Origin of the sequence: Bacillus sp. RCC_6_1 (genome assembly GCF_041360755.1) — a bacterium.
Taxonomy (GTDB): Bacteria; Bacillota; Bacilli; order Bacillales; family Bacillaceae_G; genus Bacillus_A; species Bacillus_A cereus.
Window position 1 is genome coordinate 55,391 of sequence record NZ_JBFUPV010000005.1, and the last position, 16,973, is coordinate 72,363.

The window sequence follows — 16,973 nt, forward strand, 5'->3', positions numbered from 1 at the left end:
AAAAAAGTGGGTTTTTAACTAGTAGTTCATGTCTTTGTACGAATTATTAGTTTAAAATAAGAAGAGGTATCGATTCCACTATAAATTTGTATAATTAGTCAGTTCAGAAAATAGAGAATTTTTTATTCTCTTACTATACTTTTAAAACATTAGAGGAGGATTTCCAAATGGCAAATCATGAATTAGATCAATTACGTAAACAGGTAGATGAAATTAACTTACAACTATTACACCTTTTAAACAAACGTGGTGAAATTGTTCAAAAAATTGGAGAGCAAAAGCAAGTACAAGGCACGAAACGCTTTGATCCAGTACGTGAGCGTGAAGTACTTGATATGATTGCAGAGCATAACGAAGGACCATTCGAAACATCAACAGTTCAACATATTTTCAAAACGATTTTCAAAGCAAGCTTAGAGTTACAAGAAGATGATAACCGTAAAGCGTTACTAGTATCACGTAAAAAGAAACAAGAAAATACAATTGTTGATGTAAAAGGTGAATTGATTGGAAACGGAACACAAACGTTCATCATGGGACCTTGTGCAGTAGAAAGTTTAGAACAAGTTCGTCAAGTAGGGCAAGCGATGAAAGACCAAGGCTTAAAATTAATGCGCGGTGGTGCATTCAAACCGAGAACTTCTCCATATGATTTCCAAGGTTTAGGAGTAGAAGGACTTCAAATTTTACGTCAAGTAGCAGACGAGTTTGACTTAGCAATTATTAGTGAAATTTTAAATCCGAACGATGTTGAAATGGCATTAGACTACGTTGATGTAATTCAAGTTGGCGCACGTAACATGCAAAACTTCGATTTATTACGAGCTGTAGGTAAAGTTAACAAACCAGTATTATTAAAACGTGGATTAGCAGCAACAATTGATGAGTTCATTAACGCAGCGGAATACATCATTGCGCAAGGTAACGATCAAATTATTCTTTGTGAGCGCGGTATCCGCACATACGAAAGAGCAACACGTAACACATTAGACATTTCTGCAGTACCAATTTTAAAGAAAGAAACACATTTACCAGTTATCGTTGATGTAACACATTCAACTGGACGCAGAGATTTATTATTACCAACAGCGAAAGCGGCACTTGCAATTGGCGCAGATGCAGTAATGGCTGAAGTTCATCCAGATCCAGCAGTTGCATTATCAGATTCTGCACAACAAATGGACATTCCAGAATTCCATAGATTCATGGATGAGTTAAAAGGTTTCAAAAATAAATTATCTTAATTCCATATCATATATGCATTGAAGAGGAAACAGTAGTGCTTATCTCACTGTTAAAGAGAGCTGATGGTCGGTGTGAATCAGTACAAAGGTAAGCATGAATTACAGCCTTGGAGCATCTTTCCCGACAACTTTTGGAGGGTAAGACGGTCGAATGATCGTTAAAGAAGAAGAGAGGTAGACGAAAGAAGTCTACAACTAGGGTGGTACCGCGATAAACATCGTCCCTACTGAGCGCTCAGTAGGGACTTTTTTGTACAAAAAAATAGTAAAGGGGCAAGAGAAATGAGATACATTACAGCTGGAGAATCACATGGACCGCAGTTAACAGTTATTTTAGAAGGTGTACCAGCAGGTTTGACACTTACGGCGGAACATATTAATAAAGAATTATTAAGAAGACAAAAAGGTCATGGACGCGGAAGACGTATGCAAATTGAAACAGATACAGTTGAAATTGTAAGTGGTGTTCGTCACGGGATGACACTTGGATCACCGATTACGTTAATTGTAAAAAATGATGATTTCAAACATTGGACGAAAGTAATGGGTGCAGAGCCAATTTCGGAAAAAGAAAGTAAAGACATGAAACGTACAATTACAAAACCACGTCCCGGACATGCAGATTTAAATGGAGCAATTAAATATGGTCATCGTGATATAAGAAACGTATTAGAGCGGTCATCTGCAAGAGAAACGACAGTTCGTGTAGCTGCTGGTGCAGTTGCAAAACAAATTTTAAGCGAATTAGGCGTGGGAATTGCAGGACATGTTCTTGAAATTGGTGGAGTAAAAGCAAAACATATTTCAAACTTATCAATTGAAGAAATTCAAACAATTACTGAAAACTCACCAGTTCGATGTTTAGATAAAGAAGTAGAGCAAGAAATGATGAATGCGATTGACAACGCAAAAAGTAGTGGAGATTCAATCGGTGGTATTGTGGAAGTCATTGCAGAAGGTATGCCGATTGGCGTTGGTAGTTACGTTCATTACGATCGTAAATTAGATGCAAAACTTGCTGGTGCAATTATGAGTATAAATGCATTTAAAGGTGCTGAAATCGGCGTAGGTTTTGAAGCGGCACGACAACCAGGAAGCAAAGTGCATGATGAAATTCTGTGGGATGAAAAAAAAGGATACACGAGAAAAACGAATAATGCCGGCGGTTTAGAAGGTGGTATGACAACAGGTATGCCAATTATCGTAAGAGGCGTGATGAAGCCAATTCCTACTTTATACAAACCGTTAGCAAGCGTTGATATTGATACGAAAGAAGCATTCCAAGCGAGTATTGAAAGATCTGATAGTTGCGCAGTACCAGCAGCGGGTGTAGTAGCTGAATCTGTTGTGGCATGGGAACTTGCAGATGCACTAGTCGAACAATTCGGAAAAGATCGTATGGAATTATTAAAACAAAACATTATGCAACACAATAACTACGCAAAAGAATTTTAATAAAAAGGTGGGTTTAACGTGCAAGTAAAAGATCAACTATCATCATTACAACCATATAAACCAGGTAAATCACCAGAACAAATGAAAGAAGTGTACGGAGATCATTTGTTTGTGAAATTAGCATCGAATGAAAATCCATTTGGTTGTTCACCGAGAGTTTTAGAAGAGTTGCAAAACTCTTGGTTGGAACATGCTTTATATCCTGACGGAGGTGCTACAACGCTCCGTCAAACAATCGCAGATAAGTTGCATGTGCAAATGGAACAAGTACTTTGTGGTAGTGGTTTAGATGAAATCATTCAAATGATAAGCCGCGCCGTATTACGAGCGGGAGATAACATTGTAACAGCAGGTGCAACATTCCCGCAGTACCGCCATCATGCGATTATTGAAGGCTGTGAAGTGAAAGAAATTCCTTTAAATAAAGGTGTATACGATTTAGACGAAATTTCGTCAGCGGTAAATAATAATACGAAAATCGTATGGATTTGTAATCCGAACAACCCGACGGGCACATATGTGAATGAGCAAAAATTAACTCAATTTATTGAAGACATTAGTGAAAATACGTTAATTGTCATTGATGAAGCGTACTATGAATACGTAACAGCAAAAGATGTCCCTGAGACATTACCGCTTTTAGAAAAACATAAAAACATTCTTGTACTTAGAACGTTTTCTAAAGCATACGGATTAGCTTCTTTCCGCGTTGGATATGCGATCGGACAGGAAGAGCTAATTGAGAAATTAAATGTCGTACGTTTACCATTTAACGTATCTTCATTAGCGCAAAAAGCAGCGACGATTGCTTTTGGTGATGACGAGTTTATTAAAGAAATAGTTCACATGAATACAGAAGGGTTACAGCAATACGAGAGTTTCTGTAAGGAAAACGGTATACCATTTTATTCGTCACAAACTAATTTCATCTTCTTACCGGTAGATAATGCTGGAGAGATTTATGAAGCTTGTGCACATGCAGGATTTATTATTCGTCCGTTCCCGAATGGTGTCCGTATTACAGTTGGAACAAGGGAGCAAAATGAAGGGGTGATTTCAGTGTTAAAACAACACTTTGAAAATAAAAAAAATAAGTCTCGAGATGAGGCAAATGCGTAAAAAGGTAGTATTAATTGGAACAGGTTTAATAGGAGGCTCTCTCGCATTAGCAATTAAGAAAGAGCACGATGTAACGATAACAGGGTACGATATATTTAAAGAGCAAGTAGAGCGTGCAAAAGAATTACACGTAGTAGATGAAATAGGAGTTGATTTACAGCGTGCATGTGAAGAGGCACATTTAATTGTTTTTGCTTCTCCAGTTGAAGAAACGAAGAAGCTATTACACAAACTTGCGTCATTCCGTTTACGAGAAGATGTTATAGTGACTGATGTTGGTAGTACAAAAGGGTCTATTATGAACGAAGCGGAAGCTTTATTTTCAAAGGATGTTTCTTTCATTGGTGGACATCCGATGGCGGGTTCTCATAAAACGGGAGTTGAAAGTGCAAAGGCACATTTATTTGAAAATGCATTTTACATTTTAACACCGATGAATCACGTGCCAAATAAACAAGTGGAAGACCTTAAAGTATGGTTAAAAGGAACAGGGTCACATTTTCTTGTTTTAAATACGGAAGAACATGATTATGTAACAGGGATCGTTAGTCATTTTCCGCACCTTATCGCAGCAGGTTTAGTAAAGCAAGTTGAGAAACATGCAGGAGATAATCCGCTCATTCATCAACTAGCTGCTGGAGGTTTCAAAGACATTACACGTATCGCATCTAGTAGTCCAAAAATGTGGAGTGATATTGTAAAGCAAAATCGAGAGCATTTAATGGTATTATTAAAAGAGTGGATCTCTGAAATGGAAGATTTATATAAAACAGTTTCTACCGGAGATGCAGGCGAGATTCAAAACTATTTTGCAGATGCGAAAGAATACCGTGATTCTTTACCAGTAAGAAAGAGAGGGGCAATTCCTGCCTATCACGACTTATACGTCGATGTATTAGATAAGGTGGGGGCGTTGGCTCATATTACGAGTATTTTAGCGCGCGAGGAAATTAGTATTACGAACTTGCAAATATTAGAAGCGCGTGAAGGACTGCTTGGGGTATTACGTATTAGCTTCCAAAGGGAAGAAGATCGTATGAAAGCAAAGCTAGCGCTTGGAGAAGAAGAATACCAAACTTATGAAACAATTTAAATGAGAAGGTGAAAAACGTGAAAGAAAGAACAATACAACCTGTTAATAACGGATTGAATGGCAACATTACAATCCCAGGTGATAAATCCATTTCACACCGTGCTGTTATGTTCGGTTCTATTGCAGAAGGGAAAACAACAATTAAAGGTTTCTTGCCCGGTGCAGACTGTTTAAGTACGATTTCATGTTTTAAAGAAATGGGAGTAGAAATTACGCAAAACGGTGATGAGGTTACTGTAGTTGGTAAAGGATTAGAAGGTTTACAAGAACCGAAAGCTGTATTAGATGTTGGTAATTCTGGTACAACAATCCGATTAATGTCAGGTATATTAGCTAACACACCATTTTTCTCTTGCGTACAAGGTGATGAATCTATCGCAAAAAGACCGATGAAGCGTGTAACAAACCCATTAAAACAAATGGGCGCAAACATAGACGGCCGAGAAGAAGGAACATTTACACCGTTAACAATACGTGGCGGCGATTTAAAAGCAATTGAATATATTTCTCCTGTTGCAAGTGCACAAGTAAAGTCGGCTATTTTACTTGCAGGTCTTCGTGCAGAAGGTGTAACAGCTGTTACAGAACCACATATTTCACGCGACCATACGGAAAGAATGCTCGAAGCATTTGGTGTTAAAGTAACTCGCGAAGGGAAAACAGTGAAGCTGTCAGGTGGACAAAAATTAACAGCAACAGACATTCAAGTGCCAGGTGACGTATCATCAGCAGCGTTTTTCTTAGTAGCAGGTGCAATCATCCCAAATAGTAAACTAGTATTACAAAATGTAGGAATGAATCCAACCCGTACAGGTATTATTGATGTTTTAGAAAAAATGGGTGCTACGTTCACTGTAGATCTAATTAACGAAGAGGCATCAGAACCAGCTGCAAATATTACAATCGAAACATCTTCATTAAAAGGAATTGAAATTGGCGGAGATATTATCCCTAGATTAATCGATGAGATTCCTGTAATCGCATTAGCGGCAACGCAAGCAGAAGGAATTACAGTAATTAAAGATGCATACGAATTAAAAGTAAAAGAAACAAACCGTATTGATACAGTCGTTGCTGAGTTAACGAAACTAGGAGCTCGCATAGAAGCAACTGATGACGGTATGATCATTTACGGAAAATCAGCTCTAAAAGGCAATACAGTAAATAGTTATGGTGATCACCGTATCGGAATGATGCTTGCAATTGCTGGCTGTTTGGCAGAAGGAAAAACAATTATTGAAGATGCAGAAGCAGTAGGTGTATCATATCCTACATTCTTTGACGAACTTCAAAAGTTAGCTAAATAAAAAGGGTGGAAAGCAGATACGTGATGTATCTGCTTTTTTTGTTAAAACGTCCTTGTAATTTCACTTATCGAACTATAATAGTAAGAATTATGATACAATTCAAACAGAGAATGGAGGAGAATTATATGAATGTCATACAATTAAAAGAAGATAAGTTTAGAGAAGCATTACGTTTATCAGAATACGCTTTTCAATATAAAGTAGATGAGGAACGATTACAGCAGCAACTTACAAAAATGAAGGAAAGTCATGAAATATACGGCATTATGGAAGGGGAAGACTTAGCTGCAAAACTACACCTCATCCCGTTTCATATTTACATAGGTAAAGAAAAATTTAAAATGGGTGGCGTTGCAGGAGTAGCGACGTATCCAGAGTACAGAAGAAGTGGGTATGTAAAAGAGCTACTTCAACATTCACTTCAAACAATGAAAAAAGATGGCTTTACAGTCTCTATGTTACATCCATTTGCTGTTTCGTTTTACCGTAAATACGGCTGGGAACTTTGTGCGAATCTACTCAAATGTCATATAAGTAAGAGCGATTTAGTGATGAAAAAACAAGTAAATGGTACTGTGAAACGTTTTAATAAAGAAAATCATCCAGAAGAAGTCGAGAAGCTCTATGAAGCATTTGCAGAACGTTTTTCATGTATGTTAGTTCGAGAGAAGAACTGGTGGTTACAAGCGGTTTATGATGATTTAACATTAGCGATTTACTATGATGAAAATAAAAAGGCAGCAGGTTACATGTTATACAAAATAGAAAACTATAAAATGACAGTAGAAGAATTTGTACCACTGCATAATGAAGCACGAAATGGTCTGTGGAACTTTATTTGTCAGCATGATTCTATGATTAAAGAAATTGAAATGACAGTAAGTGAAAGCGAACCGTTATTATATTCATTGCAAGAGCCGCGCGTGAAGACAGAAATAAATCCATATTTTATGGGAAGAATTGTAGATGTAGAGCAGTTCTTAAAACAATATGAGTTGAATTGGAGCAATGTACAGCAAGAAGTGATCCTAAACATTACAGACGCATTTGCTCCGTGGAATAACATAACAGTGAGACTTGCAAATCATGAAATAACAATAATAAAAGAAAAAACAATAGATAAAGGCATCAAACTGGATATAAACGAGTTATCTACAATAATGTTCGGCTATAAACGTCCGTTACAACTGAATGAATTAGAATTAATTAGCGGAAGTGAAGAGGAAATACAAGCGTTTGAGAAAATAGTTCCGGTACGAGAAGCATTTATTTATGATTTCTTTTAAGTTTTCAATAGAAAATTGGGCTGCCCAAAAACAATTTTTGGGACAGCTTTCTCTTTGGTTGTCGGTAAGTCGATATATCCTGAAAATCGCTGATATAATTGGAGATGCGCCGATATATTCTGAAAATCGCTGATATAATTAGACTTGCGCTGATATATTCTAATAATCGTTGATATAATTTTTTCACTAAAACGTAACTATACTTTGTCACGCACTTGACTTTTAATCCATGTAATTTATAATTAAAAACGGAATGAATTTTCATTCCTGGAAATAGAGGTGGAAAAAATGGCTAAAAACAAACAAGAGGATATTTTTGATGCTGCGATGCAACTTTTTGCAGAGCGTGGTTACGATGGTACGACAATTCCAATGATCGCTGAAAAGGCAAAAGTCGGTGCGGGTACTATTTATCGCTATTTTGAAAATAAAGAGGCACTTGTTAACTCATTATTTTCAAAAAGTATGTTACAGCTTTCTGAAATAATAAAAACGGATTTTCCTGTTGAAGCAAATATTCGTGAACAGTTTAGTCATACGTACAACCGTTTATTTGAATTTGCGAGAAACAATGTAGATGCTTTTTTATTTACAAATTCTCACTGTGATAGTTATTTTCTTGATGAACAGAGTAAGAAAATATTTGATGATTTTATAGGCTTCTTTATGAATATTATTGAAGATGGAATCGCAAAAGGTCTTCTTCGTCCATTGCCTCCAGTTGCTTTAATTATTATTGTATATCAACCGCTAGAAAAATTAACGAAAGTAATTGCAACAGGGCAATTAGAATACTCGAAAGAGTTAGTAAAAGAATTAGAAGAAAGCTCTTGGAACGCTATTAGAATCATTTGATTCTATAGCTTTATAAGGAAAGGAATGAATATTCATTCCTAAATAGATTTAAAAAATGAGAGTAGGAAAGGATGTTTGTGTAACTAAGGGAATGAACATTCATTCCGGAAAGACTAGTTTAATAGAATTTACAAAATAATGTAATAGAACAATAGGAATGAACGTTCATTCCGTTACTAACGTGAAACTTTCAAAACGGGAGATGATTCAAATGAGCAAGTTAAAAAGTTGGAGAAGTTTATCTTTTCTATTATGGATAGTTATTACTATTACAATGGTCGTAACGATGCCTAATATGGATCAATTAGTGAAAGAAAAAGGGAAAATTACAATCCCTAATACAAAGCAAAGCAGTATTGCTGACAAGATGATGAAAGAGATGGATAAAGAAGGGGTTGAAAAGTATGAAATTATAGCCGTTTTTAATAGTGGCAATAAGGCAGCTTTAACAGATGAACAAAAAAAGGAAATAACAAAAACAATCAACGCCCTGCAAAATGAAAAAGAGCAATTAGGAATTAAGGAAGTTGTTTCACATTTAGACAATAAAGACTTGGAGAAACAATTAGTTTCTAAAGATAATACGACTATTTTAACGCAAATATCGATAGATAAAAAACATGGTGAAATATCAAAAGTTTCAAATAATCTTCATGAAAAAGTGCAAACGAAAGGGGTAAAAACGTATTTAACAGGAAGTGACTTAATAGCGGGTGATTTTCTTAAATCCTCTCAAGAGGGAGTGAAAAAGACAGAAGTTATTTCAATCATTTTCATTCTTGTAGTATTAATCCTCGTATTCCGTTCACCAGTTGTTCCAATTGTTTCTCTTCTTACAGTTGGTATATCGTATTTAGTTTCAATGGGGATTATTGCCCAGCTTGTAGATCAATTTAATTTTCCATTCTCAAACTTTACACAAGTGTTCGTAGTCGTCGTCCTGTTTGGGGTAGGAACAGATTATAACATTTTATTATATACGAGGTTTAAAGAAGAATTAAGTAAACAAGAAAATGCATTTTTAGCTACGAAAGAAACATTCAAATCAGCAGGTAAAACTGTATTATATAGCGGAATAGCGGTGCTAATTGGTTTTGCATCACTTGCTTTAGCAAGTTTTAAATTATATCAATCGACTTCAGCGGTAGCAATTGGTGTTTTAGTATTATTACTCGTATTAACGACTTTAAATCCATTTTTCATGGTGCTTTTAGGAAAAGGAATGTTTTATCCAGTTAAAACATTTAAAGGTCATGAGGATAGTCGCTTATGGGGATTCTTTGCGAAAAACTCAGTAGCAAGGCCATTTGTCGCTTTAATCATCGTATTCGTAATATCGATTCCTTTCGTATTAAAATACTCTAATACACTTAATTACAATGATTTATTTGAAGTGGATAATAAGTATGAATCCAAGATGGGTATTAACGTAATAGAGGATCATTTTCCGCCTGGTTTCTCTTCACCGAGTACATTAGTCATTCAATCTGATAAAAAGCTGGATGAAGGAACTTCTCTACAAATTTTAGACGAATTAACTGATAAAATTTCGAAAGTTAAAGGTGTGTCAGAAGTATATGCACCAACACGTCCAACTGGTGAGAAGATAAAAGAATTATATTTAAATAAGCAAGCGGGAGAATTGAATACAGGATTAGGAGATGCCGATGGTGGCATAAAGGAAATTAATGATGGATTAACAGATGCGAAAAATAAAATGGGAAGTAATGATTCAAATAGTCTTGCGAATGTTCAAAAATTAATTGATGGAACGAACGAGGCGAAAAACGGGGTATCAGCATTAGGAACAGCTTTACATCAATTATCAAATGGCATAAACGACGGTGCACAAGGAGCACAGCAAATTGAGAGTGGTTTAGCTTCAGTAAACGAAAATATAAATGTTCTATCTAATGCAACGTCGCAGCTGCATGCTGGTTATGCACAGTTAGAAAAAGGTTTAAACTCTTACGATCAATTCTTCGGAAGTATTTTTCAAGCGATTGATGGTGCGAAAAAGGGATATGAACAAATTGAAATGTTAATGACCAATTTCGTTCAAACGAAACCAGAATTAGCGAATGATCCAAACATACAACAAACGATAGGAATTGCTAAAGAGGCTCAAAAGAAATTAAGCGTACTTTCAAATGAATTAAATCAATTAGCAACACAGCACAAAACGGCGATGAGTTCATTTAAAGAAGCGAATCAATCGTTACTGAAAGTGGATAACGGCTTAAAAGAAATGAGCAATGGAGTTAATAAGTTACAAAAGGGAGCAGCCGATCTTAAAAATGGATTAAATGAAGGTTCTTCAGGTTCAAAACAAATTGCAAATAAATCAGTTGAGTTACAATCTGGATTAACGAAAATAAACGATGGGCAAGGACAACTTTTAACGGGCCTTAAAGACCTGCAAGAAAAGATGGGGCAATTACAATCCGGTTTATCTAAAAGTACAGAAGGGCTTGGAAAAGTAAGTAATGGCCTGCATGACGCACAAAAATATTTAGGGGAGCTCAATGAATCGAAGAGCTCTGAGAAGTTTTATATTCCAAAAGAAGTGCTAGAGGGAGAGGATTTCCAAAAAGCATTGAACACGTACATGTCACAGGATAGAAAAATTGCTAAAATGACTATCATTTTAGATGTAAATCCGTATTCAAAAGAAGCGATGCCAATTATTCAAGAAATCAATAAAACAATCGATGGCACTGTAAAGGGAACGGAATTACATGATGCGAAAACAGCAATTGGCGGAACAACAGCTAGAAACGTTGATTTAAAAGAAGTAACAGGGCAAGATTTCTTACGTACAGCTACAATTATGTTAATTGGAATTGCGATTGTATTAATCGTAATTACACGCTCATTACTAAACACAATATTTATTATTGGCTCATTACTATTAGCGTACTTCGCATCACTCGGTATAAGCGAACAAATTAGTGCACATGTATTACATGTAGATTCATTAAGCTGGAATGTTCCATTCTTTAGCTTCATTATGATTGTCGCTTTAGGAGTGGATTATAGTATTTTCGTAATGATGCGCTATAACGAGATAGAAGGGGATTCGGTAACGAAAATTGTAACTGCATCTCGTCATATAGGAGGAGTTGTATTATCAGCGGCGCTAATTTTAGGCGGGACATTTGCAGCATTAATTCCATCAGGTGTATTAACACTTATACAAGTTGCATCAGTAGTTGGCGTTGCACTTCTTCTATTAGCTTTAATTGTGATGCCGATATTATTACCGGCGTTAATAGGGTTAACGAGTAAAATGAAGAGTTACAAAGAGAAAATAATAAATACGAAATAAGAAGAGACTGTAGGGAATGATTTCTCTACAGTTTTTTCGGTATATAATATTTCAGATGAAAATGAATCCGATATATTACAGAATGAGCAGTGAAAGGTTATATGAGAAAGAGGTCGATGATATACATACAATAGCTAGGGGAATGGACAAAAACTATCCGATTTCATTGTAGAAAGGTAATCAACCGTTGCTATTCATCCAGCTTCTACTATATAATAGCTATAGTCTACAATAATTGAGTCGTAATATGCGATTTTTTAAGACAATCGGTGAGAAAACGCTGAAATAAGCGGTATTAGTAGGAGGACACAAATGATTACAGTAAGTAACGTTAGTTTGCGTTTCGCGGATCGCAAATTATTTGAAGATGTTAACATAAAATTCACGCCAGGTAACTGCTACGGTTTGATCGGAGCAAACGGTGCTGGTAAATCTACATTTCTAAAGATTTTATCTGGAGAAATTGAACCATCAACAGGTGACATACATATTACGCCAGGTGAGCGTCTAGCAGTATTAAAACAGAACCACTTCGAATATGAAGAGTTCCCAGTATTAGAAACAGTAATTATGGGTCACACGCAACTTTACAAAGTAATGCAAGAGAAAAATGCTATTTACATGAAAGAAGACTTTAGTGATGAAGATGGAATGCGCGCTGCTGAACTTGAAGGTGAGTTCGCTGAGCTTAACGGTTGGGAAGCTGAGTCAGAAGCTGCAATTCTTCTTAAAGGTTTAGGTATTGGTGAAGATCTTCATGATAAGAAATTGTCAGAATTAACTGGGGCAGAGAAAGTAAAAGTATTACTTGCTCAAGCTTTATTCGGTCAACCTGATATTCTATTATTAGATGAGCCTACCAACCACTTGGACTTAAAAGCGATTCAATGGTTAGAAAATTTCTTAATGAACTTTGAAAACACAGTTATCGTAGTATCCCATGACCGTCACTTCTTAAATAAAGTATGTACGCACATGGCTGACCTTGATTTCGGTAAAATTCAACTTTATGTTGGTAACTATGACTTCTGGTATGAGTCAAGCCAATTAGCTTTAAAATTAACACAAGATGCTAATAAGAAAAAAGAAGAGAAAGTAAAAGAGTTACAAAACTTCATTGCACGCTTTAGTTCAAACGCTTCTAAAGCGAAACAAGCAACTTCTCGTAAAAAATTATTAGACAAAATTACATTAGATGATATTAGACCGTCATCACGTCGTTACCCATTCGTTGGCTTCACACCTGAGCGTGAAGTAGGAAATGACTTATTAACTGTTGAAGGTCTTTCTAAAACAATTGATGGTGAAAAAGTGTTAGATAATGTGTACTTCACTTTAAATAAAGGTGATAAAGTTGCATTTATCGGCCGTAACGATATTGCGATGACAACATTATTTAAAATTCTTATGGGTGAAATGGAGCCGGATAGCGGTTCATTCAAATGGGGTGTTACAACCTCTCAATCTTACTTCCCAAGAGATAACTCTAAGTACTTTGAGAACAGTGATTACAACTTAGTTGAATGGTTACGTCAATTCTCTCCACAAGATGAGTCTGAAAGCTTCTTACGTGGTTTCTTAGGCCGTATGTTATTCTCAGGTGAAGAAGTTAAGAAGAACGTTTCTGTATTATCTGGAGGCGAAAAAGTTCGTTGTATGTTATCTAAAATGATGTTAAGTGGTGCGAACGTAATCACACTTGACGATCCAACGAACCACTTAGACCTTGAGTCAATCACAGCATTAAACAACGGTTTAATTGCATTCAAAGGTACAATCTTATTCACATCTCATGACCATCAGTTCGTGCAAACAATTGCAAACCGCATTATCGAAGTAACACCAAACGGTGTAATCGATAAAGAGGCTACTTATGATGAGTTCTTAGAAAATGAGGAACTTCAAAAACAAGTAGATGCAATGTACAAAGGTCAATAATATATAATGAAAAAACTCGTTCTTTTTAGAGCGAGTTTTTTTGTCGAGAAAACGTAACATCGCTGGTCGGTCAAATGAATAATTATTCAAATATAATATTAATGAACAGGAGAATTCTTTCATGTATGGAAGGGATGTAATGACTTTTAGATTTAAAGAGTTAGTTGAAGAAGGGAAATGTAAGTGGAGTAATATAATCAAATCGTATTATTTTGTCATGTGAAATATGTACCAAATTTGGAGATAGAATAGTTTGCGAATGAGTTTATAAAGGTATATAGTATGGGGTGTCATAATTAGTGGATGAATCTTGGGAGAAAACAGGAAATGTTACAAATTTATTTTGTTAAATAGAAACCAAGGTCAAAATGTCTAGAAAGAAATAGTTGAATAAATACTAGCTTCAAATTATAATTACTAATATTCTTCATATAGTTAAATAAAGATAATCTATTTGAAGAAGAAAATTTGAATAGAGAGACAGACTTATAAAAAATAAGCCTTGGATGATCAAAAGAGGTGGAGAAATGAAACAGTTCTTATTAAAGAGCAAAAGTGTGTTAAGCAATCATTTTGGATTCTTTCTGTTTGCCGTTATTTTATTGTGGCTCAAAACATATGCAGCTTATGTAACGGAATTCAATTTAGGAATTTCAAACACAATCCAAAAATTCTTGCTGTTTTTTAACCCGCTTAGTTCAGCAGTTCTATTTTTAGGACTTGCATTATTTGCAAAAGGGAAACGATCTTATATTTGGTTAATTATCATTAATTTGTTATTGTCGATTCTTTTATACGCAAACGTAGTATACTATCGCTTTTTCAGTGACTTTATTACGTTCCCGACATTAACACAAACGAATAACTTTGGAGATTTAGGTGGTAGTATTCTTGCGTTGTTACATCTTTATGATCCATTATACTTCTTAGACACGATTATATTAATTGTGTTAGTCGCAACAAAATTTGCAAATCCAAAACCAATTCGTGTTGCGAAGCATAAATTATCTCTAGTATTTGTAGTAGGTATTTTATTATTCAGTGTTAACTTAGGTCTTGCAGAGTCTGACCGTCCTGAATTATTAACAAGAACGTTTGACCGTAATTATATTGTGAAATATTTAGGTGCATACAACTACACAATTTATGATGGAATTCAAAGTGCGAAAGCATCGACAGAACGAGCATTAGCGGATGGCGATAATATGACAGAAGTACGAAATTATTTAACATCAACTTATGCAAGTCCAAATCCTGAGTATTTCGGTAAAGGAAAGGGAATGAACGTAATTTACATTCATTTAGAGTCATTCCAAAACTTCTTAATTGATTACAAATTAAATGGTCAAGAAGTTACACCGTTCTTAAACTCATTTACAAAAGATGCGAATACACTATACTTTGATAACTTCTTCCATCAAACAGGACAAGGGAAAACATCAGATGCGGAGTTTATGTTAGAGAATTCAATGTTTGGCTTACCGCAAGGTTCTGTCTTTACAACGAAATCTCATAATACGTATCAATCAGCACCAGCTATTTTAGGACAACAAGGATACACATCAGCAGTATTCCACGGTAACTACAAAACATTCTGGAACCGTGACGATATTTATAAATCATTTGGTTTTAATAAATTCTTTGATGCGTCATACTACGATATGAATGAAAAAGACGTAGTAAACTACGGATTAAAAGATAAACCGTTCTTTAATGAATCTATTCCGTTATTACAAACGTTGAAACAACCGTTCTATACAAAGTTTATTACGTTATCGAACCATTTCCCTTATCCAATTGATAAGGCAGAAGCAACGATTGAACCAGCAACAACAGGTGATTCATCAGTAGATACGTACTTCCAAACAGCACGCTATTTAGATGAATCTGTAAAAGGCTTCATCGATTACTTGAAACAATCTGGTTTATATGATAACTCAATTATTGTTATGTACGGAGACCATTACGGTATTTCAGATAATCATAATGCAGCAATGTCAAAAGTAATGGGTAAAGAAATGAACTCATTTGAAAATGCACAGTTACAACGTGTACCATTAATCGTTCGTGTACCAGGAGTGAAAGGTGGCGTACAACATCAATACGGTGGTGAAATTGACGTTCTTCCAACGCTATTACACTTACTAGGTACAGATACAAAGAATTATGTTCAATTCGGTTCTGATTTATTATCACCAGATCATAAACAAGTCGTTGCGTTCCGTAACGGTAACTACGTAAGCCCAACAGTTACTGCACTAAACGGCAAATACTATGATACAACTACTGGAAAACCTGTAGAATTTACAGATGAAATAAAGAAAAATGAACAAATGGTTCAAAACTCACTAAAATACTCTGACCAAGTCGTAAATGGTGACTTATTACGATTCTACACACCGGAAGGATTCACTCCAGTAGATCGTTCGAAGTATAACTATAACAACCGTGATAAAAACAAAACGAAGGTAAAAACGACTCCGGAAGGGGAAGCTAAATAAATAATAAAAGGCGCTATTCATATGAATAGCGCCTTTTATTTGTAAATATACCATCATTATGAGACAAAACCAGCTGTTGCTTTTTGTTTTGCCTTTCCGAAGAAAACTACACCGACGATGATAATAATGATAAATGCCCATTTAACGAAAGGGTTACTTTCGAAAAATCCAGCGAACCATTTCTCATCTACAATCATTTTCGCGGCAGTATAAGCTAAAACGGCTGCTCCGATCGTAATGATGACAGGAAAACGATCCACCCATTTTAAAATTAATGTGCTGCCCCATACGACTACTGGAATAGACACTAATAGTCCGATGATTACTAAAGAAAAGTTACCATGGGCAGCTCCTGCAACAGCGAGTACATTATCAATGCCCATTAACGCATCAGCGATAATAATGGTTTTAATAGCAGACCAAAATCCTTCTTCGGCTTTAATATCATGATTTTTGCCCTCAGCGATCAGCTTGTAAGCGATCCAAATAAGAAGTACACCACCAATTAGGAGTAATCCAGGTATTTTTAATAACCAAACGACAACTAAGGTAGCGAGAGCCCTAATAGCAATTGCTCCAATGGTTCCCCAAATGATAACTTTCTTTTGTTGGTCTTTCGGTAATCTTCTTGCTGCTAATCCAATTACGATGGCATTATCTCCGGCTAACACTAAATCGATTACAATAATGGCAAGCAAGGCAGACAAATATTCAGGTGAAAGAAAATCCATATACATATCACTCCTTAAGAGTAATATGTGCTAAAGTGTTGATAATATAAAAAAGGATTGAAATTGTATATTCAATCCTTTTTTGACTGTATTCTGATATGTATGTTTTTATTTTG

Annotated in this window: 11 protein-coding genes and 1 other annotated feature; of the genes, 10 read left to right on the plus strand and 1 reads right to left on the minus strand. The window is 35.6% G+C overall.

What is annotated here, in order from left to right; all coding sequences use genetic code 11:
* The first annotated feature begins 167 nt into the window (after positions 1–167).
* From AB6801_RS16770 to ltaS, 10 genes are all read left to right on the plus strand, one after another.
* Entirely contained in the window at positions 168–1,244 is a 1,077-nt protein-coding gene (locus AB6801_RS16770; RefSeq protein WP_001273575.1) for a bifunctional 3-deoxy-7-phosphoheptulonate synthase/chorismate mutase, read from the plus strand.
* A gap of 9 nt (positions 1,245–1,253) precedes the next feature.
* Positions 1,254–1,473: a binding site (T-box leader), on the plus strand.
* A gap of 53 nt (positions 1,474–1,526) precedes the next feature.
* On the plus strand, positions 1,527–2,699 hold the full coding sequence (gene aroC / locus AB6801_RS16775; RefSeq protein ID WP_001269429.1) for a chorismate synthase: 1,173 nt from the start codon (positions 1,527–1,529) through the stop codon (positions 2,697–2,699).
* An 18-nt stretch (positions 2,700–2,717) separates the two neighbouring features.
* The gene (gene hisC / locus AB6801_RS16780; RefSeq protein ID WP_097814009.1) at positions 2,718–3,818 is read left to right on the plus strand and encodes a histidinol-phosphate transaminase; all 1,101 of its coding nucleotides are present in this window, start codon (positions 2,718–2,720) and stop codon (positions 3,816–3,818) included.
* The gene (gene tyrA / locus AB6801_RS16785) at positions 3,811–4,911 is read left to right on the plus strand and encodes a prephenate dehydrogenase (protein ID WP_001228131.1); all 1,101 of its coding nucleotides are present in this window, start codon (positions 3,811–3,813) and stop codon (positions 4,909–4,911) included. The genes hisC and tyrA overlap by 8 nt, the downstream gene beginning before the upstream one ends.
* 17 nt (positions 4,912–4,928) lie before the next feature.
* The gene (aroA, locus tag AB6801_RS16790; protein ID WP_097814010.1) at positions 4,929–6,218 is read left to right on the plus strand and encodes a 3-phosphoshikimate 1-carboxyvinyltransferase; all 1,290 of its coding nucleotides are present in this window, start codon (positions 4,929–4,931) and stop codon (positions 6,216–6,218) included.
* Positions 6,219–6,343: 125 nt separating this feature from the next.
* Entirely contained in the window at positions 6,344–7,504 is a 1,161-nt protein-coding gene (locus AB6801_RS16795; RefSeq protein ID WP_141530649.1) for a GNAT family N-acetyltransferase, read from the plus strand.
* Positions 7,505–7,792: 288 nt separating this feature from the next.
* Positions 7,793–8,359, plus strand: a complete 567-nt coding sequence (locus AB6801_RS16800) for a TetR/AcrR family transcriptional regulator (RefSeq protein ID WP_097999403.1) — start codon at positions 7,793–7,795, stop codon at positions 8,357–8,359.
* 211 nt (positions 8,360–8,570) lie between these two features.
* Positions 8,571–11,687 carry an MMPL family transporter gene (locus AB6801_RS16805; protein ID WP_000040300.1) on the plus strand — a complete coding sequence of 1,039 codons (3,117 nt, stop codon included), beginning with the start codon at positions 8,571–8,573 and terminating at the stop codon, positions 11,685–11,687.
* A 312-nt stretch (positions 11,688–11,999) separates the two neighbouring features.
* Positions 12,000–13,625 carry an ABC-F family ATP-binding cassette domain-containing protein gene (locus tag AB6801_RS16810; RefSeq protein WP_000633864.1) on the plus strand — a complete coding sequence of 542 codons (1,626 nt, stop codon included), beginning with the start codon at positions 12,000–12,002 and terminating at the stop codon, positions 13,623–13,625.
* A 527-nt stretch (positions 13,626–14,152) separates the two neighbouring features.
* Complete coding sequence (gene ltaS / locus AB6801_RS16815) at positions 14,153–16,126, plus strand: lipoteichoic acid synthase (RefSeq protein ID WP_000808774.1); 1,974 nt, start codon at positions 14,153–14,155, stop codon at positions 16,124–16,126.
* Positions 16,127–16,182: 56 nt separating this feature from the next.
* Here the strand turns inward: ltaS and AB6801_RS16820 are convergent, their stop codons facing one another.
* Positions 16,183–16,857 (minus strand): TerC family protein, encoded by a 675-nt coding sequence (locus tag AB6801_RS16820; RefSeq protein WP_000346944.1) that lies wholly within the window; start codon positions 16,855–16,857, stop codon positions 16,183–16,185.
* Positions 16,858–16,973: the final 116 nt, after the last annotated feature.